The 25,252-nt window shown below is 67.4% G+C and carries 25 protein-coding genes and 1 tRNA gene; 11 read left to right on the top strand and 15 right to left on the bottom strand.

Annotated features, from left to right (window positions below; all coding sequences use genetic code 11):
* Positions 1-198: 198 nt before the first annotated feature.
* From H8F25_RS03445 to H8F25_RS03435, 3 genes are all read right to left on the bottom strand, one after another.
* The gene (locus H8F25_RS03445) at positions 199-984 is read right to left on the bottom strand and encodes a glycoside hydrolase family 104 protein (protein ID WP_231597040.1); all 786 of its coding nucleotides are present in this window, start codon (positions 982-984) and stop codon (positions 199-201) included.
* Between the two features lie 329 nt (positions 985-1,313).
* Positions 1,314-2,378, bottom strand: coding sequence for a hypothetical protein (locus tag H8F25_RS03440; RefSeq protein ID WP_197212024.1), 1,065 nt, complete (start codon positions 2,376-2,378; stop codon positions 1,314-1,316).
* On the bottom strand, positions 2,372-3,262 hold the full coding sequence (locus tag H8F25_RS03435) for a TIGR04168 family protein (protein ID WP_197212023.1): 891 nt from the start codon (positions 3,260-3,262) through the stop codon (positions 2,372-2,374). Before H8F25_RS03435 ends, H8F25_RS03440 begins: the two co-directional genes overlap by 7 nt.
* A gap of 128 nt (positions 3,263-3,390) precedes the next feature.
* Here H8F25_RS03435 and nadA point away from each other — a divergent pair, with 128 nt between their 5' ends.
* The gene (gene nadA / locus H8F25_RS03430) at positions 3,391-4,332 is read left to right on the top strand and encodes a quinolinate synthase NadA (RefSeq protein ID WP_197213393.1); all 942 of its coding nucleotides are present in this window, start codon (positions 3,391-3,393) and stop codon (positions 4,330-4,332) included.
* A gap of 42 nt (positions 4,333-4,374) precedes the next feature.
* Here nadA and H8F25_RS03425 read toward each other — a convergent pair whose 3' ends face one another.
* Positions 4,375-5,463 (bottom strand): class I fructose-bisphosphate aldolase, encoded by a 1,089-nt coding sequence (locus H8F25_RS03425; protein WP_197212022.1) that lies wholly within the window; start codon positions 5,461-5,463, stop codon positions 4,375-4,377.
* A 212-nt stretch (positions 5,464-5,675) separates the two neighbouring features.
* Here H8F25_RS03425 and H8F25_RS03420 point away from each other — a divergent pair, with 212 nt between their 5' ends.
* Positions 5,676-6,767: a ligase-associated DNA damage response exonuclease gene (locus H8F25_RS03420; RefSeq protein WP_197212021.1), complete on the top strand. Its 1,092-nt coding sequence runs from the start codon at positions 5,676-5,678 to the stop codon at positions 6,765-6,767.
* Between the two features lie 70 nt (positions 6,768-6,837).
* On the opposite strand, the gene H8F25_RS03415 is transcribed toward H8F25_RS03420, so the two are convergent.
* Positions 6,838-7,791 carry a GGDEF domain-containing protein gene (locus H8F25_RS03415; protein WP_197212020.1) on the bottom strand — a complete coding sequence of 318 codons (954 nt, stop codon included), beginning with the start codon at positions 7,789-7,791 and terminating at the stop codon, positions 6,838-6,840.
* Positions 7,792-7,839: 48 nt separating this feature from the next.
* On the opposite strand from H8F25_RS03415, the gene H8F25_RS03410 reads away from it, so the two are divergent.
* The 3 genes from H8F25_RS03410 (at position 7,840) to H8F25_RS17925 (ending at position 9,372) form a co-directional block, all read left to right on the top strand.
* Positions 7,840-8,706: a hypothetical protein gene (locus H8F25_RS03410; protein WP_197212019.1), complete on the top strand. Its 867-nt coding sequence runs from the start codon at positions 7,840-7,842 to the stop codon at positions 8,704-8,706.
* Positions 8,707-8,975: 269 nt separating this feature from the next.
* Positions 8,976-9,218: a Nif11-like leader peptide family natural product precursor gene (locus H8F25_RS03405; protein WP_197212018.1), complete on the top strand. Its 243-nt coding sequence runs from the start codon at positions 8,976-8,978 to the stop codon at positions 9,216-9,218.
* Positions 9,219-9,240: 22 nt separating this feature from the next.
* Positions 9,241-9,372 (top strand): hypothetical protein, encoded by a 132-nt coding sequence (locus H8F25_RS17925; protein ID WP_255518303.1) that lies wholly within the window; start codon positions 9,241-9,243, stop codon positions 9,370-9,372.
* A gap of 38 nt (positions 9,373-9,410) precedes the next feature.
* Here the strand turns inward: H8F25_RS17925 and H8F25_RS03400 are convergent, their stop codons facing one another.
* The 3 genes from H8F25_RS03400 to H8F25_RS03390 all read right to left on the bottom strand — a co-directional run bounded on the left by H8F25_RS03400 (position 9,411) and on the right by H8F25_RS03390 (position 11,169).
* Positions 9,411-9,923: a hypothetical protein gene (locus H8F25_RS03400; protein WP_197212017.1), complete on the bottom strand. Its 513-nt coding sequence runs from the start codon at positions 9,921-9,923 to the stop codon at positions 9,411-9,413.
* 82 nt (positions 9,924-10,005) lie between these two features.
* Positions 10,006-10,452: a universal stress protein gene (locus H8F25_RS03395; protein ID WP_197212016.1), complete on the bottom strand. Its 447-nt coding sequence runs from the start codon at positions 10,450-10,452 to the stop codon at positions 10,006-10,008.
* Between the two features lie 60 nt (positions 10,453-10,512).
* On the bottom strand, positions 10,513-11,169 hold the full coding sequence (locus H8F25_RS03390; RefSeq protein ID WP_197212015.1) for a ParB-like protein: 657 nt from the start codon (positions 11,167-11,169) through the stop codon (positions 10,513-10,515).
* A gap of 110 nt (positions 11,170-11,279) precedes the next feature.
* Here H8F25_RS03390 and H8F25_RS03385 point away from each other — a divergent pair, with 110 nt between their 5' ends.
* Complete coding sequence (locus tag H8F25_RS03385; RefSeq protein WP_197212014.1) at positions 11,280-12,524, top strand: sirohydrochlorin chelatase; 1,245 nt, start codon at positions 11,280-11,282, stop codon at positions 12,522-12,524.
* 333 nt (positions 12,525-12,857) lie between these two features.
* On the opposite strand, the gene H8F25_RS03380 is transcribed toward H8F25_RS03385, so the two are convergent.
* From H8F25_RS03380 to H8F25_RS03355, 6 genes are all read right to left on the bottom strand, one after another.
* Positions 12,858-14,441 (bottom strand): GMC oxidoreductase, encoded by a 1,584-nt coding sequence (locus H8F25_RS03380; protein ID WP_231597305.1) that lies wholly within the window; start codon positions 14,439-14,441, stop codon positions 12,858-12,860.
* A 106-nt stretch (positions 14,442-14,547) separates the two neighbouring features.
* Positions 14,548-14,624, bottom strand: a tRNA-Met gene (locus tag H8F25_RS03375).
* Between the two features lie 56 nt (positions 14,625-14,680).
* Positions 14,681-15,655, bottom strand: coding sequence for an asparaginase (locus H8F25_RS03370; protein WP_197212013.1), 975 nt, complete (start codon positions 15,653-15,655; stop codon positions 14,681-14,683).
* Between the two features lie 25 nt (positions 15,656-15,680).
* Positions 15,681-16,187, bottom strand: coding sequence for a CGLD27 family protein (locus H8F25_RS03365; protein WP_197213392.1), 507 nt, complete (start codon positions 16,185-16,187; stop codon positions 15,681-15,683).
* Positions 16,188-16,231: 44 nt separating this feature from the next.
* Positions 16,232-16,705 (bottom strand): ribosome silencing factor, encoded by a 474-nt coding sequence (gene rsfS / locus H8F25_RS03360; RefSeq protein ID WP_370525802.1) that lies wholly within the window; start codon positions 16,703-16,705, stop codon positions 16,232-16,234.
* Positions 16,698-17,333, bottom strand: coding sequence for a DUF3318 domain-containing protein (locus H8F25_RS03355; RefSeq protein WP_197212011.1), 636 nt, complete (start codon positions 17,331-17,333; stop codon positions 16,698-16,700). The genes rsfS and H8F25_RS03355 overlap by 8 nt, the downstream gene beginning before the upstream one ends.
* Before the next feature lie 172 nt (positions 17,334-17,505).
* Here H8F25_RS03355 and carB point away from each other — a divergent pair, with 172 nt between their 5' ends.
* On the top strand, positions 17,506-20,817 hold the full coding sequence (gene carB, locus H8F25_RS03350; protein ID WP_197212010.1) for a carbamoyl-phosphate synthase large subunit: 3,312 nt from the start codon (positions 17,506-17,508) through the stop codon (positions 20,815-20,817).
* Here carB and H8F25_RS03345 read toward each other — a convergent pair.
* On the bottom strand, positions 20,771-21,307 hold the full coding sequence (locus tag H8F25_RS03345; RefSeq protein ID WP_231597039.1) for a clan AA aspartic protease: 537 nt from the start codon (positions 21,305-21,307) through the stop codon (positions 20,771-20,773). The two genes, carB and H8F25_RS03345, sit on opposite strands and share 47 nt — an antisense overlap.
* 74 nt (positions 21,308-21,381) lie before the next feature.
* Between H8F25_RS03345 and H8F25_RS03340 the strand changes: the two genes are divergently transcribed.
* The 4 genes from H8F25_RS03340 to H8F25_RS03325 all read left to right on the top strand — a co-directional run bounded on the left by H8F25_RS03340 (position 21,382) and on the right by H8F25_RS03325 (position 25,246).
* Positions 21,382-22,059, top strand: a complete 678-nt coding sequence (locus tag H8F25_RS03340) for a DUF3386 domain-containing protein (protein ID WP_197212009.1) — start codon at positions 21,382-21,384, stop codon at positions 22,057-22,059.
* A 390-nt stretch (positions 22,060-22,449) separates the two neighbouring features.
* On the top strand, positions 22,450-23,430 hold the full coding sequence (locus tag H8F25_RS03335) for an ABC transporter permease (RefSeq protein ID WP_197212008.1): 981 nt from the start codon (positions 22,450-22,452) through the stop codon (positions 23,428-23,430).
* Positions 23,427-24,215, top strand: coding sequence for an ABC transporter ATP-binding protein (locus tag H8F25_RS03330; protein WP_197212007.1), 789 nt, complete (start codon positions 23,427-23,429; stop codon positions 24,213-24,215). Before H8F25_RS03335 ends, H8F25_RS03330 begins: the two co-directional genes overlap by 4 nt.
* Positions 24,216-24,226: 11 nt before the next feature.
* Entirely contained in the window at positions 24,227-25,246 is a 1,020-nt protein-coding gene (locus H8F25_RS03325; protein ID WP_197212006.1) for an ABC transporter substrate-binding protein, read from the top strand.
* Positions 25,247-25,252 lie beyond the last annotated feature (6 nt).

Below are 25,252 nucleotides of genomic sequence, written 5' to 3'. Positions count from 1 at the left end.
ACGTCGGGCAACGTCCCGGAGCACAGAGCGCCAGAGACCGCTGCCAGACCACGACCTTTGGATCAGGATGAGCAACCCATCCCTGCTGGCGGGATGTCCAGCAAAAAGCCCCCGTTCAGGGGGCTTGACAGGAAGGCCAGGGCCGGTCTTCTGGAGCTTTGATGACTGCAATCGCGAATCACGGGATCGCGGTCCAGATCAGTTGGCCTCAAGCGTCACCGCAGGCACGGAGGCGGTGGCACGCGGCTTGGGACCGATCCCCTCGAGACGACACATGAGGCTGTCGTCAGAACAGCGGGGAACCTGCTGAATCGCGACATTTTCATAGATCTGCCCAGAATTCTGGCGCAGCTGGGCAAGACTCTGTTGATAAAAGCGACGCAGCTCGTCATAACGCTTGACCGGCTGACCGTAAAAGCTCCGGCCGGCCAGAGTCGGGAATGAAGCCCACTCGGGAGCAAGCCTGGCGGCCAGCTCGGGAGTGAAGTCACCACGATCGACGAGGTGCAGAGCGCCGCGGCGCTGAATCAGGAACAGGGCTCCCTGATCCTGAGCCTCGGGCTGAAAATCGCGGAAACCGAGCTTCCGGACAATCATGTCCCAGGTGAAGGGCATGAACTGGTAAGCCCCAGCCGCAGCACTGGAATAGCGGGCGCTGTGGTTGACGCGGTTGGGGTGACGGTCAAGGCTCGGGGTGAGACTGCCGCCGAACATGACGTGATAGCCGATGCGCTCACCGTTTTTCCAGGTGCCTTCGGCGTAGCGGATGGTGTGCAGCAGAGCCTGACGCTCGGGCGTCACGGCAAAAAGACGAGGAGCCGGAGGGGGAACGGACGGGAGGACCGCCACCTGGGGAACAGCGGCCTGATGAACGACGGTGGCCCAGGGATCACTCGTCTCGGTGGCCAGGGCGGGGGCGGCGGTGGCACTCAGGCACAGGCCGGCCAGGGCGATGGCGACACGGGCGGAGGGAAGACGGGTCAAAACGACGAATGCAGAGGACAACATCCCGGCTGATGCGTGATCGGCTAAGAACTCCCGGAGGAGAACTGACGTGAGCGCAGACCAGGAAGGCGAGACGCTTCTGGTGCGCTCGCCGTTGAGAGGAAGGAGTGAAAGTGAATGTGGCGGTACTTTGCCTATCGAGCCCAAGCGACGCGATCGTTACTGTGACAATCGGACTACCGTCCACTTGTATCAGAAATAACCGGTGCAGTTCGCAACACAGTCTGCAAGTGAGTTCTGAGCATCAAATGCACAGAACATCGGAACATTCCGATCGATCTGATCGGAACTGCTGATCAATGCTCCGATCAGGACTCGGCCAGCGCCGCCAGAGACCTTGCGGCAACTGACGCGCCGTCGTCCCGAATCGGGCCGAGCCGAGCGGGCAGCAACGGCTGATCCAGTTCCCAGTCGCCGGTCTGCAGCTGGTCGCGACGCAGCAGGCGATGGCTGCCGTGATCCCGAAGCGCCTGCTCCAGCACCGGCGCTTCGGCAAAACCATGGCGCTCGACCAGATGGATGCCCACGCCTTGGCTGAAGGCCTCGCAGAAACTGCTGTAGCCCGCCTTCGTGATCAGGCGCCCCACCAGAGGCATCACATCGAGCGGGCGCACGTCAGGGGGGAGCAGACGGCCGTTGGGCACCGCCGCAAGGGCGGCGTCGGAACCGAGAAACACATGGTCAGGCCAGCGGGCCGGAAGCGAGGGGTCCAGGTCAAGTCCCAGGCCGCCGAAGCTGATGAGCACGCAACGCTCCCGCTCAGCCGGGAGCCCGAGCTGTGCGGCCAGCAGCGTCGGATCCAGGCGGGGACGGGAACAGGTGAGGCCCAGCTCCTGCTCCGGAAGCCCCCAGGGCATCGGCAGCGACAGGGGGCAGTGCAGCAACAGATCGCCCTGGCTGTAGAGCTCCCGGCAGGCCTGAGCCCGCTGCGCCAGCGCACCACCGAAGGGTTCGTAGATCGCATCCCAACCAAAACTCGCCAGCCAGGCCAGCGGGGCTCCGAGCGCGGCGGCAATCCGAGCCGCCGGCGGCGGCACATCGCCGAGCACCAGCAGCGGCTCGCCCTGCCTCTGCAGCCAGGCCACCTCCTCAGCGATCCTGGCATCGAGCTCACGGTCGAGCCGGGCAAGGGCCTGCACGGTGGCCCCGGGATCCACCTCCAGAGCATTCGCCTGCACCATGCCGACATCCCAGCGGTGGGGGCGGCGCTCATAGGCGACGCTGCCAAAGGCCAGCGTCAGAAAGGTGTCCGGCAGAGCCGTGGACAGGACCAGCCGCCAATCGGGCCGCAGCGCCGCCAGCTCAGCCAGCACCGATGCCGTGCGGGAACCATGGCCGAAGCCATGGGAACTGATGCAGGCGTAGATCAGCATCGGGAGGTGAGGACCTGCGTTGGCCGCGTCTGCGGCGGCGGGGACGCCTGCCAGAGCACCTCCTCGTAGAGGAGCGCACCGCCAGGTTCGTACCAGCGGTGGCTGATGTGAGCGGGATGGCCGTCCTCCAGTCTCACCCAGCTGAAATGACGCAGCCGGCGTCCCTGCAGGTCGGTGCCATGGCGCGGGACACAGGCGCAGTTGAGATAGAGGGTGCCCTCGGCATCACGCTGGAAGCTCAGCCGCTCCCCCCGGTTGTGGCGCAGGGTGTGGTGCATGTGACCGAAGATCACCAGAGGCAGGGGCCGGCGCCGCCGGATCTGGGTGATGGCGAGCGCCAGATCCCGATCTCCCCAGTCACAGGGGGGATTCTTCCAGTCGCGTCCGCAAGGATCGGCGGCGGCGCTGCCCAGACCGGTGGGGCCGGCATGGGCCAGCAGCACCAGGGGGAGGGTCGAATCGGCCGCCAGGGCAGCGCGGGTGATGCGATCGGCCGACTCCTGCTGGCTCACCGGGCCGAAGACCGAGCGCACGGCGCGGGAGAGATGGAAGCCTCCCCCCGCCGTGGCGGGACGGCCGCCCACCACCGCCAGACCCGGTGGCCGAAGCTCGCGCAGACCCCAGCCGCAATGGAGCTCCCCCAGGAGCCCGAGCTGTTCGCGCAGACGGCGGCCCGTGCCGTCCTTGCCGGCATCGTGGTTGCCGACGATGCAGGCCACAGGCAGATCCAGCCCCGCCAGCAGCATCGGAATCCGGGTGTCGCCGTCACTGAAATCACCCACCAGAAGCAGGGCATCGGGCCGGAGGCGGGCCAGCAGCTCGTGGTCCGACGCATCCCACTGATCATGGAGATCGCCGGCGATGGCGAGGTGGAGAACGCTCAAGCCGGCCGGCTTCCTAGGCTGCCCTCATCCTGCCCGATGCGAGGGAGCGGTTGGTCTTCACCCAGAGTCCGAGCCTCTCAGAGCTCACCCAGGTCCGGGGCGAAGGGGAGGAGCCCCAGCCCACCGAACTGCCTGCTGCACCACCGGCTGCCGAGCTGCCGCAGGCGATCCGGGACCTGAAGCGCCGCCGCAATGCCGTGATCCTGGCGCATTACTACCAGGACGACACCATCCAGGACATCGCCGATTTCATCGGGGATTCCCTGGAGCTGTCCCGCAAGGCGGCCAGCACCGACGCCGATGTGATCGTCTTCTGCGGCGTCCATTTCATGGCGGAGACCGCCAAGATCCTCAATCCCGGCAAGACGGTTCTGGTGCCTGATCCGGCCGCCGGCTGCAGCCTGGCCGATGACTGCCCCGCCGAGGCCTTCGCCGCCTTCCGGGCCCGCTACCCGGCTCACACGGTGGTGAGCTACATCAACTGTTCGGCCGCGGTGAAGGCCCAGAGCGACCTGATCTGCACCAGCAGCAATGCAGTGCAGCTCGTGCAGCAGCTGCCCGCCGATCAGCCGATCCTGTTCGCGCCCGATCAGAACCTCGGACGCTGGGTCGCGCGTCAGAGCGGCCGCGAGCTCACCCTCTGGCCAGGGAGCTGCATCGTGCATGAAACCTTCAGCGAGGAGGCCCTCCTGAAGCTGAAGCAGCAGCACCCAGAAGCCGAGGTGATCGCCCACCCCGAATGTCAGCAACACCTGCTGGACCTCGCCGATTTCATCGGTTCCACCAGCAAGCTGCTGCAGTGGGTGCAGAGCAGCGACGCCACCACGTTCATCGTGCTCACCGAGCCGGGCATCCTGCATCAGATGCGGCTGAAGGCACCCGGGAAGCAGTTCCTCGATGTGCCCGGCAGCGACAGCTGCAGCTGCAACACCTGCCCCTACATGCGCCTCAACACCCTCGAGAAACTCTGGCGCTGCCTCGAAACCCTGCAGCCGCAGATCGAGCTTGACGAGGAGACCCGCGTCCGGGCCCTGGCCCCGATCGAGCGGATGCTGGCGATGAGCACCTGAACGGAACCAAACTGTCGATCCCGCCGCGGCACACCCGAGGACTCAGTAGCTGTAGTCAGCCACGAACAGACTGGCGTCGTCGGAGGGCTCCGTTCCGGCCGCATAGGCACCGCGGCTCGCGGCACCATTGGCCCGTGCTCTCGCCAGCAGCGCGGCCTGGCCAGCCTGCCGATCAGTGCCGTTCCAGTGCTTCAGGCAGGAATGCTGCAGGGCCCTGCCGAACGAGAAGCCCAGGTGCCACGGAGCGAAGCCCTCGGCGGCGGCCTGGTTGATGGCGTTGAGGCAGAGGCTCGCATCCTCCTCGCTGAGACCGCCCGAGAGGAACAGGATCGCGGGCACCGCCGCCGGCACGCTGCGGCTGAGGGTGCGCACGGTGAACGCCCCCACCTCCTCAAGGCCCGGCCGCTCCGGGCAATCCGCGCCCGCCAGGGTCATCGAGGGCTTGAGCAGGCTGCCCTCCAGAAACACACCATTGACGGCCAGCGCCTCGTACACCGTGCGCAGCACCCACTCCTGCACAGAGGCGGTGGTGGCGATGTCGTGGTCGCCGTCCATCAGGATCTCGGGCTCGACGATCGGCACCAGCCCCTGCTCCTGCACGGTGCGGGCGTAGCGGGCCAGCCCCCAGGCGTTCTCACGCACCGCCAGCTCACTGGGGCAGCCCACGGAACTGATGCGCAGCACCGCCCGCCACTTGGCGAAACGGGCGCCACGGGCGTAGTACCGCGCGGCCCGCTCGGACAGTCCCTTCAGTCCTGTGCACCAGCTCTCACCGGCCAGGCCGCCGGCCAGGGATTCCACGCCCTGGTCCACCTTGATGCCGGGGATGATCCCCTGCTGCTCGAACAGCGTCACAATCGGCGGACCTGGCTCACCAACCTCCGAAACGCTGTCCTGAAACAGGGTTTCCTCGAACAGGATCACGCCGCTGATCGCCTCCGCCAGTTCAGGGGCACTGGCCAGCAGACTGCGGTAGGAGCGCCGATTCGCCTCGCTGTTCTCCAGGCCGATGGCCGCGAAGCGCTTGCCGATCGTGGCGGTGGATTCATCAGCCGCCAGCAGACCGGTGCCAGGGGCGGACAGAGCGGCAGCGGTAGCCGCCAGTTCGTCGCGGAACGCGTCGAGGGCCATGGCGGAGAAGACAGCGATGCCCCATGGCTAACGAGGGCCATCCCGGACGTCAACGCGACCGGCCCTCACCTGGCCCAGCCGCTCGCTGCGGAGACAGGGGGACCAACCACGGCCCAAGGCTCCGCGCCTGCCCACCCGCCGCAGGGGGTCTTCCTACCCTTGGGGCGCTACGGCGCCACGGCCAACCCGGCTGCCACCCTGATCTTCCGCCCATGCCCCTGCCTGCCGGCGGACTGCTGCGGCTGACCCCCCAGGGCCTTTACTGCCCGGCCGCCCAGGCCTGGATCGATCCCTGGCGGCCTGTTCCCCGCGCCCTGATCACCCATGCCCATGCCGACCACGCCCGTCCTGGCTGCGGGGAGTACTGGGCGATCGGCAGCAGCGAAGCGATCCTGCGGCAGCGGCTCGGGGATCGGATTCAGCTGCTGCCACTGGACTACGGCCAGGTGCACCGCATCGGCGACGCGCGTGTCTCCTTCCACAGCGCCGGCCATGTGCTGGGCAGTGCCCAGATCCGGCTGGAGGGCGCCGGGGAGAGCTGGCTGGTGAGCGGCGACTACAAACGTTGCCCCGATCCCAGCTGCACCCCGTTCGAGCCTGTGCAGGCCGATGTGTTCATCACCGAAGCCACCTTCGGCCTGCCGCTCTACCGCTGGCAACCCGGCGGGGAGGTGGCCGCCGACATCCACCGCTGGTGGCAGGCGGCTCCGGAGCGGCCCTCGCTGCTGTTCGCCTATGCCTTCGGCAAGGCGCAGCGGATCCTGGCAGAGCTGCAGGCGATCGGCGTCCGTGAGGAGGTGCTGCTGCATGGCGCCGTCGAGAACCTGATGGAGGCCTACCGGCAGGCCGGGGTGGCGATGGTGCCCACCCGACCGGTGAGCGCCGTGCCCCGCGGCGAATCCCTGGCTGGGAGGCTGATCCTGGCGCCCCCCTCAGCCCATCGCTCCGCCTGGATGCGTCGTTTCCGCCATCCCCAGACCGCGTTCGTCAGCGGCTGGATGGCCGTGCGGGGCGCCCGGCGGCGGCGGGGCTATGAACGGGGGTTCGTCCTGAGCGATCACGCGGACTGGCCCGGGCTGCTGCGTAGCGTGCGCGAGAGCGGCGCCCGCCAGATCTATGTGACCCACGGCAGCGCCGCTCCGCTGGCCCGCTACCTGCGGGAAGTGGAGGACCTCGCCGCCGAACCGCTGGAGGGGGACTTCGCCGCCGAGCGGGGTGATGGCCTGGATGAGCGGGAGCCGGGTGCAAGCGCCTTCAGAGAGTCGGAAGCCAGCCCAGGGCGTCAGGAGGGCGACGGTCCCTGAGCTGACAGACAGACACACGGATCGCGATCGTTTCGAAAGCACCGGGAGCAGCCGGAGGGCCGGCGGCGGCTCAGGCGATCACCACGCGGTCGCGTCCTTCGGCCTTGGCCCGGTACAAGGCGCTCTGGGCGCGCTTGATCAACGCATCCGGATCGTCCCGGTGGGACTGAAGCGATGCCACCCCGACACTGAGGGTGACGGCGAGGATGGATCGCTCGTGGCGGATCTCCAGGGAGCGCACCACATCGCTCAGCATCGAAGCCACTTTTCCAGCCGACACGGCATCGCAGGCAGGCAAGAGCAGCCCGAACTGCTCGGGACCGAGGCGACAGAGAAAGTCCGTGGCGCGGGAGCGATTGCGCAGCTCCAGGGCGATCCGGCGCAGCACCTCCGCGGAAACAGGCTCGCCGTAGCTGTCATGGATGTGGCGAAGATGATCGATTTCCAGACAGAGAAAACTCAATTCGCGCTCTTCGCGGCCGCTGAGTCGCAGCTCATGATCGAGCCGCCGATACAGTTCGCGGCGATTGAAACAGCCTGTCAGTGGATCGATGATGTTCAGCCTGCCGACTTCCTCCTCCAGACGGTGACGTTGACGCTCGCTTCGTCGGAACGACTCGCGCAGATTCACGAGAACATCGGCGCGGGCGCGCAGGGCCTGCAACAAGGGCTGCAACTCGCTGAGCACCGAATGGAATCTCTCCGGAGGCGGGGAGCCGGCCGTGCCCTCCGGGGCCGAGGGATCATCCTCGGCACGGAAACCGTGCAGAAGGGGCCGCTCGGGAATCTGGCGAACAACGAATCCTGAGATACCCCGAGCCACGATCATCGCGACCAGGACAAGCAGGGCCAGCGAACGAATCTCACCGCTGCTCTGTGCCTGGAGCTCACGGATGCCGTTCCGGGCAGGCTCGACCACCACCACCACCATCCTGTCCGGTGCGGATGCCGCGAACGCTCCCGTGCGGGCCTCCAGATCATCCGTGCTCTGATAGCGCCAGTAACCACGGAGGCCTGAGATCATGGATGGCTGCGACTCCGCGGGAATCAACAGATCAAGAGGCTCGTCCACTTGCGGGTGCTGCGGCAGCGGCGATCCCGGTTCCACGTAGCGGGTCTCGAGCGTCTGAAACAGAGCCGGATTGCTGTCGTAGATGATCCTGCCTTCACCATCGAAGACCTGAAAATCCAGGGGCGACTGGTGGTGACGACCCAGGCCAGACAGGTCCTCGAGTGCCTCGCTCTGCAGAACGGCGGAGGTGAGGGCCAGCTGGCGGAAGCGCGCCAGCCGATCATCGATGACCTCCCGGTCGAGCTGTCGCACAGCGACGGCCAGGGAGAACATGCCGGAGAGCAGGATGAGGCCGAGCAGGGAGATGAGCATCAGCCCCTGCAGGGAGACGCTGCGGGCCGGATCCCGTCGACTCTGGTCAATGCGGATCAGAATCAAAAGGCTGAAGGCAGCAGCGGTGTTGACGATGCCGTTGACTCCCTGAAGCAGGGAACGATCCAGCACGGTGGGGAGATCGTCACTGGCGAGGACACCAAACATCAGGATGTCGAGCGGAATGGCGACGACAATCCAGAACAGCATGTCTGCCAGAACAATTTCTCCTCGCTCACGAGCTTCACGGCGTTCGTTTCCGAGGTGAAGAAAGCCGGCCAGCCAGAACACCTCAGCCAGTTGCACAATCGCAACCTGTGGCTCCAGCCAGAGCCGGGGGACGCACAGAACCGAAGCCACACCGACCAGAAGTCCACGCTTGCCGAACAACAGCAGGGCAAGCACGACTGGAATGGAGCCCAGATAAAGTCGGGTCCCATAAAACAGATCAACGCCAATCTGGTTTGCGGCAATCGCCAGCAAACTCAGGATCAGGACCGATGCTCGATCGTGCCTGAAGAGGGAGAACAGGCGCAAGCGCAGGAATCAGTCTGATGACAATCGCTAATTCTAGTCAATGTGCGCAGGTGCCTGGCCCGTCGTCCCGCAGGCCCCCGGCCCTGACGCCTGGAACCCGGGCCTCACGGCACGCCGTCAGGGCATCACCGCCGCACCGCATCCTCTGCACAGGAGATAAGCCGGAGGCCCGCAGCGCAGACGGCGGCTGCTCAGCGACCCGGCCGGACATTCCGGATCGGCTCCTTGATGGAGGGTGGTGCGCCGGCGCCGTCGTTGCCAGGCTGAACCCGCCACGGCGGAGACGGATGAGCTGGAGTGAACTCGAGCGGCTCGTGGAGCAGGCCGAGAGCGAGGCGGCCCTGCGGCGCGCGCTGATGCACTGCCGCTCCAGAACCGAACTGGTGCTGGCCGGGCGGCGGCTTGGCTTTGACATCGATGACCAGGATCTGAAGCTGGCCTGGCGACTGCATCAGCGTCCCTGCGCCGCCAGCGTCGACAAGGCACCTGTGGTTCGAGAACAGCAGGGAGGTCTAGAGCGGACCGGATAATCGGATCCAGTTGCCGCTGCCGATGCCCCCCTCCAAACCCTCCTCCGCCCCACCCGACCGTCTGGTGAGGCTTCAGATCTTCCTGGCCTTCGTGGTGCCGCTGCTCCTGGTGATCGGCTGGCTGAGCTCGCGGGGATTCTTCAGCGCGTCCTGATCAGACCCGTCCTGATCAGACCCCAGGGCGAAAGCCGATCAGAGCGACCCGGCTGCAAGGCGACCACCACCCAACAGGCGGTGGAGGCTCACACCTGCCGCATAGGCCGCACGATGCAGGTCATGGCGCTGCAGCGGGCTCAGGCCATCCCAGAAGGCATGGGCGAGATCGAGGGAGGCACGACCGGCGCCGACCACACTCAGCAATCCCAGCGGCAGGCTCAGCCAGGGGAGCACCAGCACCACCAGGCTGAGGACCACTCCGATGGCCGCTCCCTGCTGCATGGCCGCCCAGGCGGACCGACTCACGATACGGACCTGGGCCTGGCGATCGAGTTCACCGCGACGCACGAGAGCCTCGCAGCGGAGCGCGCTGAGCAGAGCCTGGTAGATGCCGTAAACAACGACCGCACCGAGGGTGGATTCGGCGACCAGCCGGCCCGACGGCAGGGGCACCGTCCGACCTGGCAACGGGATCGACACCAGTCCGGCCAGGGGGGCTGCCTCCAGCCCCGCCCGAGGGATCTGGAGGGGATCTCGATCACGGGACATGGCCGAACCGTCCTCGTCCGCAGGACACCCCATCCTGCCGCACATCACCGACATCTCAAGCGCGACAGCGGTGGACGGCCGGTCAACGGTGCACCAGCACAGGGCAGGGAGCCTCCGCCAGCACCCGCTGCGTCTCACTGCCGATCAGGAGCCCGCTCAACCCGCGCCGGCCATGGGAGGCCATCACGATCAGGTCGCAGCCGAGACGGGATGCGGTGGCAAGGATGCCGCGATGGGGCAGGTCCCCGGGGACCCGTTCGCAGCGGTAGGGCACGCCAGCGCTGTCGGCCTGAGTGGCAGCCTCCTCAAGAATCCGATCCGACTCCTGCAGACTCGCGGCGATCAGGGCCTCCATCGTGCGCGGTTCCAGAGCCTCTCCAAGGCCCCCGAGGGGCAGCGGCACATTGGCGTGGACGTGGAGAAAGGTGAGGCGAGCGCCGAGCCGGGAGGCCAGCTGCACGGCATGGGCGATGGCACGTCGTGAGAGCTCGCTGCCATCGCTGGGCACCAGGATGTGGGAATAGGGCATGGCAGCTGCTTGCAGGCTTCAACACCGCCCCCTGTCTAGCCCTGCCCGCTGGCCGCCGTCTCAGCGGCGCCCCTTCCAGCCGGCGAGGTGGGAGGCGGCACTCGAACGAACGAGGGTGCGGGCAGAGGGGAGGGCCGGCTCCAGTTCCGACGAACTGAAGGGAGGCAGGGGCCTGCGCCTGAGCCACGCAGCCCAGCGGAACTCATGGAAGGGAATCAACGGCGCCGGATCGATGAGACCCTCCTTCTTCAGCTTCCACACGAGGCTGCGGTAGGGGTCGTCCTGCAGGCCGCTGAGGAACTCCGGCAGGGCCAGGGGCGAGAGGGGTCCAAGACCCCGGCCGTCATAGAGGTACAGCCAGCCCCGGGCATGCAGGGCCTCCAGAACACCACGCCGATCGAGGCCGCTCAGTTCCAGGACGCTGTAGCCGAAGGCTTCGGCCTCGGGATCGATCTCGATCAGGCCCCGCAGGCGGTGATGGCGATCCACCATCCAGAACTCGCGTCCGTCGAGGCAGACGAGCGGGATGGGCTTGCTGCGCAGGTAGCGCTGGCGCCGCTCGCGGCTGTCCTGACTGAAATCCACCTGGCGGCTGCGTACCTCGGCCAGTCCCACGCACATCTGGGTGGGGTGCAGCCGGGCGATCGGCAGCTGCAGGATCGGCGTGTCCCTGGCCGGAGCCGGCAGGGGCTGATAAGGGGGGATCCGGAGGCTCATGAAGCCATCCTTGCGTCCCCGGGGGGTCGGCGCGGCGGCGGCGGGGACCGGAACGCCAGGGCTGATCCGATGACCGGCCGGGAATAGGGTCGGCCCAGGTGTGCGCCCCCATGACTTCCGCCCTCTCCCCTGCAGGACCCCACGGCCGCATCGGCGTTCTGGTCTGCGGCCATGGCAGCCGCAACCGGCTGGCCGTGGCCGAATTCGCCGCCCTGGCCGAGGCCCTGCGCCGGGATCTCGAGCCGGTGCCGCTGGAGTACGGCTACCTGGAATTCGCCAGGCCGATCCTGCGCGATGGTCTCGATGCCCTGCGCCACCGGGGAGTCGAGCATGTGCTGGCGGTACCGGCGATGCTGTTCGCGGCCGGCCACGCGAAGAACGACATTCCGTCGGTGCTCAACACCTACGCCGCCGAAACGGGACTGCGCATCGACTACGGCCGGGAACTGGGGGTCGACCGGCGCATGATCCTGGCGGCGGGAGCCCGCATCCGCGCCAGCCTGGAGCAGGACGACCGGCGTCGGCACGACCAGGGGCTTGCCGCGATCCCGGTCTCCGAAACGCTGCTGGTGGTGGTGGGACGGGGTTCCTCCGACCCCGACGCGAACTCCAATGTCGCCAAGGTGACGCGGATGCTGGTGGAAGGTTTCGGCTTCGGCTGGGGCGAAACGCTCTACTCCGGGGTCACCTTCCCGCTGGTTGAACCGGGACTGCGGGCCGTGGTGAAGCTGGGCTACCGGCGGATCGTGGTCTTTCCGTACTTCCTGTTCTCGGGCGTGCTGGTCAGCCGCATCCGCCAGCACAGCGACCGGGTGGCCGAAGACCACCCGGAGATCTCCTTCCTGCATGCCGGCTACCTCGGCGATCACCCCGACGTGCTGGGCACCTTCCGGGAGCGGGTGGAGGAGGTGCTGCGGGGCGACACCGACATGAACTGTTCGCTCTGCAAGTACCGCGCCCAGGTGCTGGGATTTGAGCAGGAGGTGGGTGCGCCCCAGCACAGCCATCACCATCACGTTGAGGGTCTGGTGGAGAGCTGCCAGCTGTGTGAGACCGAATGCACCGGGGCCTGCCAGGAGATCAGCGCCCTCCCTGCCGGCCTCAGCCACGAGCACCCCCACAGCCACGGGCACACTCATGGGCACAGCCATGGCCATGCACACAGTCATGGGGAGGGTCATCTCCAGGGACATGACCACAGCCACGCAGACGGCGATGCTCCGGAATCGGCCTCGCTGAGCTCCCTCGGGAACCAGCGGAACAGCGCTGAAGACGCCCAAGCCCACCACCACACCCCCTATCCCCATGCGGATCACCCGCTCGGCCCGCGCACGCTTCGGCAGGGATCTCCCTGACGTGGTGCGCACATGAGACCAGCACTGACCCTGCGATTTCCGCATCGGTGCGCAGTTTTCCACCGCTTTTGCCTGTTTTTTCCACAGAAATCGGAAGAATCGCGGCCTGAGCCATGAAAAAGGCGAGGGGGCCAACCCTCGCCTGTTGTTTCTCCCTTGCCCGACCCTGGAAAGGTCGCCCTGTGATTGTGCGGATTCGCTCCGCCCAGGACTGTGGTCAATGACACCGTGCGGCCTGCGGGTGCGCGGATGCTCACAGCTGAACCGTGATCCACGCCCGGGGGAATCCGCAGCGGGGATCGCGGTCGCCACCGTGGAGTTCGGATGGGGTGTTCAGTCCGGATCGGCGTGGCCGCGAGCGGCGGCCTCACAGGCACGCCAGGTCACCGCCATTTCGGTCAGCGTGGGGCTCTGCCAACCGGCCGTCGGCCAGCAGGCTCCATCGGTGACGAGCACATTTCTGGCGCCCCAGCAGCGATTCCACGCGTCGACAACGCCGTCCTCGGCTCGAGCGGCCATGCGCGCCCCGCCGAGCTCATGGATGTAGTAACCGGGTGGAGGCGCCTCGGGCCGCACGGCGGGGGAGCGCCGCACCAGGGGTTCGAGAAGAGGCAGACGGAACAGCTCCTCGATCGGGCGGATCGTTCCGCCGGCGGCGGCCACCACCTCCTGCATGCGGGCGTGCATGTGGGCGACCATCGCCGCTTCGTTGCTGCCCCAGCGGCAGCTGATGTGCGCCGCAGGAAGCCCGTGGCCGTCGCGAAGCACCGGATCAAGCCGCACATGGTTGGCGGCATCCGGCAGCACTTCGCCGTGGGCGATCAGAAAGCCCACGGCCTCGCCGGGGCGCCGCTGCAGGAGTGCCGGTGGATCGAAGCGCTGCAGGGCCGTCCAGATGCCATAGCCGCGACGGAACGGAAGCGTGCCGTCGTCAGCGAGATTGACGGTGTTGGGGATGAAGCAGCTGCCGGCACCAGAGAGCTCCACGGGACCCTGGGGCGGGGGAATGTCCGGGATCGAGAAGAAGCGACAGGTGGAGATGTGATCCATCAGGAAGCGGCCGAGACAGCCGGAGGGATCGATCAGGCCCCCGGTGCGGTGCTGTTCGCTGGACTGCAGCAGGATCCGCACCGTCTCGATCGTCGAGGCGCAGAGCACCACCAATGGAGCCGCGATCCGCTGCAGCCTGCCGGTGCGGGCGTCGACGAGCACCACCGCCTCGGCCCGTTGCTGGCCGCGGTCGAACTCCAGGTGGCTGACGACCGACTCAGGCCGCAGCCGCACCCGACCGGTCGCCAGGGCGCGCCGCAGCGTCACCCCCTGGGCAGCGGACGCCGGCCAGGGCTGATCGGGGCTGGGCTGGTGCAGTGCGAAGCCGCGGGAGTGGATCAAAGGCAGCCCCAGCTCACGGGCGATCGCCGCACCCAGGTGCCGCTCGCCGGGCGTGAAGGGCAGCGGCGGCCTGTAGTGACCATCGGGAAGCTGGGGCAGGCCATCCCGTTGACCATGGACCCCGAGAAGCCGTTCCAGGCGGTCGTAGAAGGGAGCAAGATCCTTGCTGGCGATCGGCCAGCTGGGACCGATCCCATCGCGTTCGCCGGCGCGGAACTCCAGATCCGAGAGCCGAAGGGTGATCCCCCCCCAGGTGAGGCTCTTGCCGCCCACCTGCCGCCCACGCGTCCACAGGAACGGCGCGTCGTCGGGGGTGCTGTAGGGGTTCTGCCGCTCGTCGACGAACAGCGACGGGTTGTTCTTCCAGTAGCCGGGGTGGTTGACCTGCAGACGGCGGGATCCTTCGGAGAACCAGGCGAGCCGCTGCAGGCTGTGGAGAGGTTCACGGCTGCGCAGCTGTTCGGGACGCACCTCCGGCCCTGCCTCCAGCACCAGGACCCTCAGGCCGGCCTCCGCCAGGGTCATCGCCGCGACGCCACCCGTGGCACCTGCCCCCACCACCACGGCGTCGAAGGGGGCATCGGCGACGGACACGGGCACAAAAAAACCCGGCAGAGCCGGGGAGGGGAAGTGGTGGCGGGGGGCGGATTTGAACCACCGACCTTCGGGTTATGAGCCCGACGAGCTACCAGACTGCTCTACCCCGCGGCATGTGTTGAATCATACCAGCCGGGGTGTCCCCCCCTGGAGCACCCCGGCTGGACTCAGTCGAAACGCAGCTCCCCGAGCACCGAGAGGCGCAGATGCGGCGCCGGCTCGAGGAAGCGGTGTCGCAGCTGCTCAAGGCCGGCCGGGGTCAGCCAGTCCAGCTGCTCGAGCAGGTGCAGGGCCACGGCGTGCTTGGCCCGGGCCGAGCCGTCCTCCACCTTGATCGCCATTCCCAGCCCCTCGCCGACGCGGCTGAGGCACTGAATGCCCTCGGCGCCGCCCTTGCTGATCACCTGGCCATGCCCGAGTCGCATCAGCTCGGTATCAAAGCGGTCCTCACCGGCCACCAGCTCCGGATGGGCGAGCATGGCGCGGCTGAGCCGCTCCAGATCAGGCAGGGCGCCGGCACCGAGGTGGGCATAGAGGAGGGCCATCTGGGCGAGCTGCAGCTGCAGGGTGGGGGCACCGCAGTCGTCGCGGGCCACCACCAGCTCCGCTGCCGGCACCGCCAGCAGTTCGGCCACCCGCTTGAGCACCTCCTGCTGCAGCGGGTGATTGGGCTGCAGATAGGTCTCGAGGGGCCAGTGCATCTGGCGGCAGCTCGCCAGGAAGGCCGCATGCTTGCCGGAGCAGTTGTGCTCCAGAGGGCTGCGGCCGCCGCTCGGCACCGGGCACTGCAGCTGCTCCACCTCCAGTTCGGCACCCCACAGCAGCTTGAACGCCTCACGGGCGTGGGCGGCGGTGCCGGCATGGGAGGCACAGGCGATCGCCAGACCCCGGTCACCGCAGCCACAGCGGTCAGCCGCGCCACTGCTGACGAAGATGGTGGCCTGGAAGGGTTTGAGAGCCGAACGAACGAAACTGAGCTGCTGCGGATCACCGGCACGCATCAGCACCCGACCGCGCTGATCGCAGACCACCGCATGGACGCGATGGCGTGACTCGGGGATCCCCTCCCGCTCGAGCCGCACCTCGAGGGGCGTCTTGGCGCTGCGGGTGGAGCCGGGAAAGCTGGGAGAAGGTTGGGCCATACGCGGGGCGGTCGCCCACCGTGACTCAGAGAGCCTGCCAGAGCCCGGCCACCAGGAGGAGCAGACCACCGGCCATCAGGGCGATGGTCAGGAGCAGAGCGCGACGCAGACGATCCATCACCGGCTTGACCTGATGGCGTGCCACCAGGAGATCGCGCTGACGCCAGGCGAGCGGTTTCTCCCAGACCTGGCCGTCGTACCAACCGGACTCCTCGTACTCCACGCGCTCCAGCACCAGACGCCGGCGCACGTAGCTCCATCCCAGCCACTGCCGTACCAACAGCAGCAGGGGCAACAGAAGAGCCACCACCAGAGCCGCCAGGAGAAGCGGCAGCGGGTGATGCCTCAGGACATAGCTGCCGCTCGCCACCAGCAAGGCCGGCAGGAGCGCAAGAAACCAGGCCACACCCAGTGGGCGGAGGAGCGCTGGCGTGGAGGTCGAGGGCCAGGCGAAGAACCAGGAGGCCTCAAGCTGCTGGTATTCCTGCAGCGGCTGTTGTTCCGCAGGCACCGGGCAGGCGATGCCATCCAGGCGGGGAAGCCCCTCCGCCGCACCACCAGCTGCTTCGCGCGGGCTCACGCCGTGCCACCCACAGGTGGAGGGAGATCGGCGGGAGCCAGCGGACTGACGTAGCGCTCCTGTTCCCCGTGGCCCCAGAACGATTCCAGGTCGTAATAGGAGCGCTCCTGGGGGGTGAGCACGTGCACGATCAGCTCGCCGTAATCGAGCAGCACCCAACGCCCCTCGCTCTGGCCTTCCCGCCGCAGCGGCAGCCGAGCGCACTGCTCCTCGATCGCATCCTCCACGGAGCGGGCGATGGCGCGGACCTGCACATCGGTGAGACCGCTGCAGATCACGAACCAGTCGGACAGGGAGCTGACCTCGTCGACACGAATCAGGCGGATATCGACCGCCTTGCGGTCATCGCAGGCCTCAGCGGCCAGCAGCGCCAGCGCACGGCTGTCGTCGACATCGAGCCTGGCACGGGTGGGATCGGGGCTGGGCCGGGACACGGGTGCAGTGTCATCGGGGGAATGGACCTCAGCCATAGACGTTCTCGCTGCTGACGGACTGACGGGAGCCCTGCTGCTGGGCCATTTCGGCACGTGCCTTGCCGGCGCTGCGGCGCAGGGCCTCAAGCCGGTCCTCGTAGAAGGCGCGGCGCTTCTTCTTGCGGGTCTGCTCCACCAGCTCCTTGAGGGCGCCTCCAAGGCTCTTGTAGGCGTTCGGCAGGGAATAGCCGAAACGGCAGGCGAGATCGATCGCCCGCTCATCGGCGGCGATGGCGTCCTGCAGGCGCTTCTCGGAGTTGTTCTTGAGATAGAGGCGGTAGCCGGCGAAGCCGGAAAGCCCGAGGGCCATCAGCAGGAGCAGACCGTCCTGCACCCACAGCTCGCCGATGGCACCACCCAGACCGATCGCCAGGGCCGCCATCTCCCAGCCGTCACGCGGAACCGCGTCGTTCTGAATGCGCCCCACCTCGTGCCAGAAGAGCAGGTTGCGATGGTCGAGCGCCAGGGCGTCCCACTTCTCGAGATCCACCTGAATCTCGATCTCGTCGCGGCCGATCTCCTCAAGGGTGATCAGCGGCGGATCGACGGAGGCGGCGGCTTCCACGAACACCCAGCTCTGCATCTCGGGGGGAAGCAGCCCCTTCAGGCGCTGGAGTTCGCTCATCGCTGTCGGGTCCGGGGGAATGGGCAGCCGGATCTGCAGGCAGGTTAGCGATCACCTTCCGGGCCGGAGGACCCGGCACGCGGCATCACGGCCTGCCCGAAGCGCTGGTGCGGCGGCCCGGGGTGCAGAGGGCCCCGTGAGAGGCTTGGGTCGATCAGGTCAACGACGCTTCATGCCCCGCCGCACGGATCTCAGGCGCATCCTGCTGCTGGGGTCGGGTCCGATCGTGATCGGACAGGCCTGCGAGTTCGACTACTCCGGCACCCAGGCCTGCAAGGCCCTCAAGGCAGAGGGGTTCGAAGTGGTGCTGGTGAACTCCAACCCTGCCTCGATCATGACCGATCCGGACATGGCGGATCGCACCTACATCGAGCCGCTCACCCCCGAGGTGGTGCGCCGGGTGATCGAGCTGGAGCGCCCCGATGCCCTGCTGCCGACCATGGGGGGCCAGACCGCTCTCAACCTGGCAGTGGCGCTGGCCCGTGACGGAACCCTGGAACGCTTCGGCGTCGAACTGATCGGAGCGGATCTTCAGGCGATCGAGAAGGCCGAGGACCGCGATCTGTTCAAGCAGGCCATGGAGCGGATCGGGGTGGCGGTGTGTCCCTCAGGGATCGCCAAGACGCTGGAGGAAGCCGAGGCCGTCGGCGAGCGCATCGGCAGCTATCCGCGCATCATCCGGCCCGCCTTCACTCTGGGCGGCTCCGGCGGCGGCATCGCCTACAACCCGGAGGAGTTCCGCGCGATCTGCCTGAGCGGCCTCGATGCCAGTCCGGTGAACCAGATCCTGATCGAGCAGTCGCTGCTCGGCTGGAAGGAGTTCGAGCTGGAAGTGATGCGCGACACCGCCGACAACGTGGTGATCGTGTGCTCGATCGAGAATCTCGATCCGATGGGGGTGCACACGGGTGATTCGATCACCGTCGCCCCAGCGCAGACCCTGACCGACCGCGAGTACCAGCGCCTGCGGGATCAGTCGATCGCCATCATCCGCGAGATCGGCGTCGACACCGGCGGCAGCAACATTCAGTTCGCGATCAATCCCGCCAATGGCGACGTGATCGTGATCGAGATGAACCCGCGCGTCAGCCGCAGTTCGGCACTGGCCAGCAAGGCCACCGGCTTCCCGATCGCCAAGATCGCGGCACGCCTGGCGGTGGGCTACACGCTCGACGAGATCGTCAACGACATCACCGGCAAGACGCCCGCCTGCTTCGAGCCCACGATCGATTACGTGGTGACGAAGATTCCCCGCTTCGCCTTCGAGAAGTTCCGGGGCAGCCCGGCGGTGCTCACCACGGCGATGAAATCGGTGGGGGAGGCGATGGCCATCGGCCGCTGCTTCGAGGAGTCGTTCCAGAAGGCCCTGCGCTCCCTGGAGACCGGCCACGCCGGCTGGGGCTGCGACCGGTCGGACGCGCCACCCGAGCGCTCGGAACTGGAGCGGCAGCTCCGCACCCCCTCCCCGGATCGGATCTTCTCGGTGAGGGCGGCGATGGTGGCCGGCTACAGCGATGCCGACATCCACCGCATCTCGGCGATCGACCCCTGGTTCCTGGCCAAGCTGCGCCGCATCCTCGAGGCCCAGCAACGGCTGCTCAGCGGACGCCAGCTCGCGGATCTCGAAGCGGAAGCCCTGCTCGAGCTCAAGCAGCTCGGCTTCTCCGACCGCCAGATCGCCTGGGCCACCGGCAGCCATGAACTGGAGGTGCGCAACCGCCGCCAGGGACTCGGGATCAGCGCCGTGTTCAAGACGGTGGACACCTGCGCCTCGGAATTCGCCTCGACGACGCCATACCACTACGCGACCTACGAGCAGCCGTTGCAGCGTCTCAATCCCGACGGCAGCCTGACGCTGATCCCCCCGGAAACCGAAGTGCAGCCTGAGACGCGCCCCAAGGTGATGATCCTGGGCGGCGGCCCCAATCGCATCGGCCAGGGCATCGAATTCGACTACTGCTGCGTGCATGCCTCCTTTGCGTTGCAGGCGGAAGGCTTCGCCACGGTGATGGTGAACAGCAACCCCGAGACGGTCTCCACCGATTACGACACCTCCGATCGCCTCTACTTCGAGCCGCTCACCCTCGAGGATGTGCTCAATGTGATCGAGGTTGAGAAGCCCGTCGGTGTCATCGTCCAGTTCGGCGGCCAGACGCCCCTGAAGCTGGCGATCCCGCTGCTGCGCTGGCTCGAAAGTCCCGCAGGCAAGACCACCGGCACACGCATCTGGGGCACCTCACCGGAATCGATTGACAGCGCCGAAGACCGCGAGCAGTTCGAGGCGATCCTGCGGCGGCTGGAGATCCGCCAGCCGCGCAACGGTCTCGCGCGCAGCGAGGCCGAGGCCCGCGCCGTGGCCGACAGGGTCGGCTATCCCGTCGTTGTGCGCCCCTCCTATGTGCTCGGCGGCCGCGCCATGGAAGTCGTCTACGGCGAGGAGGAACTCAACCGCTACATGGCCGAAGCGGTGAACGTCGAACCGGATCACCCGGTGCTGATCGATCAATATCTCGAGAACGCCACGGAAGTGGACGTCGATGCGCTCTGTGATGCCACCGGTCGTGTGGTGATCGGAGGCCTGATGGAGCACATCGAGCCGGCCGGTGTTCACTCCGGTGATTCCGCCTGCGCTCTGCCGGCGGTGAGCCTCGAGGCCCAGGCGCTGGCCACGATCCGGCAGTGGAGCGAGGCCCTGGCCCTGGCGCTTCAGGTGAACGGGCTGATCAACCTGCAGTTCGCCATCAAGGACGGCGACGTCTACATCATCGAAGCCAATCCAAGGGCGTCCCGAACGGTGCCGTTCGTGGCCAAGGCCACCGGCGTGCCGCTGGCCAAGATCGCCAGCCGGATCATGGCCGGCCGCAGCCTTGAGCAGATCGGCCTCACCCGTGAGCCAGTGCCCCCCCTGCAGGCCGTCAAGGAGGCAGTGCTGCCGTTCAAGCGTTTCCCCGGCGCCGATTCGATCCTGGGGCCGGAGATGCGCAGCACCGGCGAGGTGATGGGCACCGCCCGCAGCTTCGGACTGGCCTATGCCAAGGCCGAGCTGGCGGCGGGCGAAGCCCTGCCCACCGGCGGCACCGTGTTCCTCTCCACCCACGATCGCGACAAGCCGGCCCTGGTGCCCGTGGCCCAACGGCTGTCGGAACTGGGCTTCCGGCTGGTGGCCACCGAGGGCACTGCCCGCTCCCTGCGGGAGTCGGGCCTCGCGGTGGAATCGATCCTCAAGGTGCATGAGGGGCGTCCCAACATCGAGGATGCGATCCGCTCCGGTGAGATCCAGCTGGTGATCAACACGCCGGTGGGACGCCAGGCCGCCCACGACGACAGGTATCTGCGGCGTGCCGCCATCGACTACGCCGTGCCGGCCGTGACCACCCTGGCCGGTGCCCGCGCCGCAGTCGAAGCCATCGCCGCCCTGCAGGACGAGACGTTGCCGGTCAACGCCCTGCAGGATCTGCACCCCGTCGGCTCCCGGCCCGCTTGACCAGGGCGTGCGGAATGTTGGGGCTGCGGGGATCGGGCTCCAGACAATGATGCGCGGGGTTGATGCACAGGTCCATGTCCTCCATGGGCACGGCCCCCAGCAGCACGTCATCGCCCAGCACCAGCGCCCCCACGAAGCAGATGCGGTCCTGGAAGCTCACCTTGACCGGACCCACGTAGGGCACCGTCATCGAGCGCCCATCGGCCACGGTCACTTCGCGCTCGGACTCGGTGCGGAGCCGCAGCTGCAGCGCCAGATGTTCCGGGATGCAGAGCATCAGAGCGCCGCTGTCGGCCAGAGCCCGGGTCTGAATCGGCTGAAGCGCCGGTTCCCGTGGATTGCTCAGTTCGATCGTGGCATGCACGTAACCCATGGCCAGCGGACTGCTGAGCCTCTCAACACTATCGGGTGCCAGGGGTGTGAGATCCGTGGGAACACCGAACGGGCTGAACCGGGGATGCCCCAGGGCCCAGCCCTGGCCTGGCTGCACCTAGGAAGTGGGTAGGGTTGCCGCTGGCTGCCCCCTCTGCGGGACACGCCCTCCTCCTCCCTGCCAGCACCACCGTGACCGCCGCTCCCACCGAGGCGCCCACCCCTGCCGTGATCGCTCCCGGCAGTGACCTGCGCGAGGCCTTCCGCGCAGCCTACGAGAACCGCTACACCTGGGATCCAGACTTCGCCGGCTATCAGGGCCGCTGTGTCTTCGAGCGGGCTGGCCGACGGCTGGAGGGGCGTTTCCAGGTGGGCGCCGATCTCAAGGCCACGGTGGAGGGCATCGAGGATGCCGAGGTCCACAAGGCCCTCGCCTCCCAGCTCTGGGAGGTTGCGATCCATCGCGTGCGCCGTGCCTTCGAGCAGACCCATGGCGAGAACACCTTCACCGCCGGCGATACCGATGATGTGGGCACCGAAGTGATCGTGGGCGGCAAGGGCGAGGGGGACCGCTATCGCATCAAGGACGATGTGGTGACGATGGTGCACCGCCACATCCACGGCACGGTGGTGACGATCTTCACCGAGAGCGTCACCCACACGGGCAGTGGTTATCTGAGCCGCACTTACACCAGTCAGTACAGCGATCCCGCCAGCGGCGCCCCGCGCGGCGGTCTCAGCCACTTCACCGACACCTTCGTGCCGCTGGTCGAGGGTGGCCCATGGGTGCTGAGCGAGCGGGTGGTGGAGACCCGGGAGGAGGGGGCGGACCAGCGCACCGTCTTCCGCTTCCTGGACCTGGAGCCCTGAGCTGAGTCAGCACAGGGCGGCGCGGCAGGGCTGCACGGGGTTGTCCCCGCGACTCCGCTCTCCATGCCCCTGGCCGGCGACAACGGATCCCAGGGCGCTGGGCCCGATAGCTCGTCCAAGCGGCCATCAGCGACGCCGTCAACGACCTGGCTCACGGGTCGCCAGACAGAACCAGCAGGGGGAGTCCGGCGCTCCGATGAACAGCGACGCTGCCAGCACTGACGGCCTTCCGCGGGCAGCTCCACGCCTTCCGGTGCGGGCGTCAGGGAGCAGTGCCCGAGGCCCGGTCGAGCCCTTTGACGGCCGACAGCCGTTGGGGGCCGAAGCCCGCGATGACCGGGGTTGGTGATGGCGGCGGCGCCGATGCCCGTGGCAGGGCACAATGCGGCCATGCTTTCCCTCTGGCTGGGGGCCTACGACCAGGGACTGGCCTATGCCGGTCTGGCGCTTGGCACCTATCTGACGCTGCGCGTCCTCAACTTTGCCGACCTCACTGTCGATGGTGCCTTCGCCCTCGGTGGTTGCATCGCAGCCCTGATGCTCAGTCAGGGCATCCCGGTGGCGCAGGCCCTGCTCTGGGCCCTGATCGGTGGTGGCCTCGCCGGCACGGTCACAGCCCTGATCCATACCCGCCTCGGGGTGAACGATCTGTTCTCGGGCATCCTCACCACGACGGGCCTCTACTCGATCACGCTGCGATTGATGGGGCGCTCCAACATCCCGCTGACGGAGAGCGGAACGCTGGTGAGCTGGCTGCCGGACCTGGGGCTCGGGGACGACGGCCGCTGGGCCCTGGCGCTCACGGCCATCGTGCTCGGTCTGATCGGCCTGCTGGCCCTGCTGCTCTCCACCGATCTCGGACTGGCCCTGCGGGCGATTGGCAACAACCCAACCATGACGCGCGCCAACGCCATCAGTCCGGCCCGCGCCCTGACCTTCGGCATCGCCCTGGCGAATGCCTTGGTGGCCCTGGCGGGAGCCCTGGTCGCCGTCTATCAGGGTTTCGCCGACGTCACCATGGGCATCGGCTCTCTGGTGCTCGGCCTCGGCATGGTGATCATCGGCGAATCGCTGCTCCGGCCGCGATCGGTCAAGCGTGCGCTGCTGGCCGTCGCCATCGGTGCGATTCTGTTCCGCCTGCTGATTGCGATCGCGCTGCAGCTGGGCCTCGAGCCGGTCGATCTCAAACTGGCGACGGCTGTGCTGCTGCTGATCGGCCTCTCCCTGGGCCATCTCAAAATCCCGGGGCTCACCTCCCGCAACGGCTGTGAATCCGACACACAGCCGGACACGACGCAGACAGATCCGGGCGACGACCCGCCGGTCTCCGGCGACGACATCGAGCATCCCCCTGCCGTGGAGGCCCGATGACCCTGGTCGTGGACGATCTCCGCTGGGGACATCCGGTTCCCGGAGGCCGCTGGCGCCAGCTCTTCAAGGACTTCCAGCTCCACTGCCCCCCCGGACAGTTCCTGGTGGTGATCGGCAGCAACGGCTCCGGAAAGTCGACGCTGCTCAATCTCCTTGCCGGAACCCTGATGGCCAACTCCGGCCGGATCGAACTGCAGGGTCGGCTGATCAGCGGTATGAGCGACTATCGCCGCGCCCAGCGCATCGGCCGGGTGATGCAGAACCCCCTCGACGGCACCTGCCCGGGCCTAAGCATCGCCGAGAACCTACGGCTGGCGGAACGTCGCCGCCGCCCGGCGATCAGCGTCCGCGGCCTGAGCGGCATCCATCCGGGCCGCGCAGACAAGCGCCGCTACCGCGATCTTCTGGTGCAGCTGGGTCTGCCCCTGGCCGACCGCCTCGACACGTTGGTGGGCCAGCTGTCCGGGGGGCAGCGTCAGACGATCTCCCTGGTGATGGCGACCCTTGGCCAGCCTCAGCTCCTGCTGCTCGATGAACACACCGCCGCCCTCGATCCACGCGCCGAAGCCCAGGTGATGGCCCTCACCGACAGGCTCGTGCGCCAACTGGGCAGCACGGCCCTGATGGTGACCCACAGCCTGGACCAGGCCCTCAGCTATGGCGACCGACTGGTGATGCTGCACGACGGAGAGCTGGTGGGCGACTGGAGCGCCACCGAACGACAACAGTTGAGCGAAGCAAGCTTGCGAGCGATGTACGGAACCGCCAGAATGACGTCCGTTTGACGTCATCCCCCATGAGCATCGATCGCCGCCGCTTCCTCGTTCTGATGGGAGCCGGACTCGGCAGCAGTGTGGTGCTGGCGGCCTGCGGCCGTCAGGGAGGAGGCACGGCCACCAAGGTGAAAGGTCCAACGGTGGCGATGCTGCAGATGGTGGATGCCCCGCCTCCGAATGAGGTGCGCCGGGGCTTCATCGCCGCCCTGGCAAAGGCGGGCTACGAAGAAGGCAAGACGATCAACTTCGTCCAGAAGGATGCCGCCGGCGAACTGCCCAATAGCACCCTGATCATGAAGCAGTTCGTCGGTGGCAAAGCCGATCTGATCTTCGCGATCGGCACCCCGCCGCTGCAGGCCGCCATGAAGGAGGTCCCGGAGACAACCCCAGTGGTGTTCGCCTACACCTCCAACCCCTGGGGAGCGGGGGCGGGCACGCCTCCCGGAGGCGTCGGACAGCACCGCCCGAATGTGGTCGGCACGATCGGCACCAGTCCCGTCGACAAGGAACTGGATCTGGCACGTGAACTGGTGCCGGGTCTTAAGAGCGTGGGCCTGATCTACAACCCCGGGGAACCGAATTCGGAATTCGAGGCCAAGCTGCTCAAGGAGGAGGCTGCCAAGCGCGGCATCACGGTGGAAGAGCAGTCCGTGGCCAATTCCGGCGAAGTGCTGCAGGCAGCCGAAGCACTGGCCCAGAAAAAGGTGCAGGCCTTTGTGAAGATCGGCGATTACGCCACCATCCAGGGCTTTGGATCGATCGCCAAGGTGGGGCTCAAGAACAAGATCCCGGTGATCTCCGTCGATGCTGATGACATCAAGCTCCCCGGAACCCTGGCGACCCTTGGCTGGTCCTACTACGACGACGGCTACGCTGCCGGCGAGCTGGCGGTGAAGGTGCTCAAGGGCGAATCGCCGGCGACGATGGCTTTCCTGCCGCTCACCAAGATCGACATCCTGATCAACCGCAGCACGGCCAAGGCCATCGGCCTCGATGTCAGTGATGCACTGCTGGCCAAGGCCAACAAGGTTGTCGACTGATCGCGC

It is taken from the genome of Synechococcus sp. CBW1004 (assembly GCF_015840715.1).
Lineage (GTDB): Bacteria > Cyanobacteriota > Cyanobacteriia > PCC-6307 > Cyanobiaceae > Cyanobium.
Note: the sequence above shows the minus strand (reverse complement) of the source record. Positions and strands in the feature narration are given on the sequence as shown.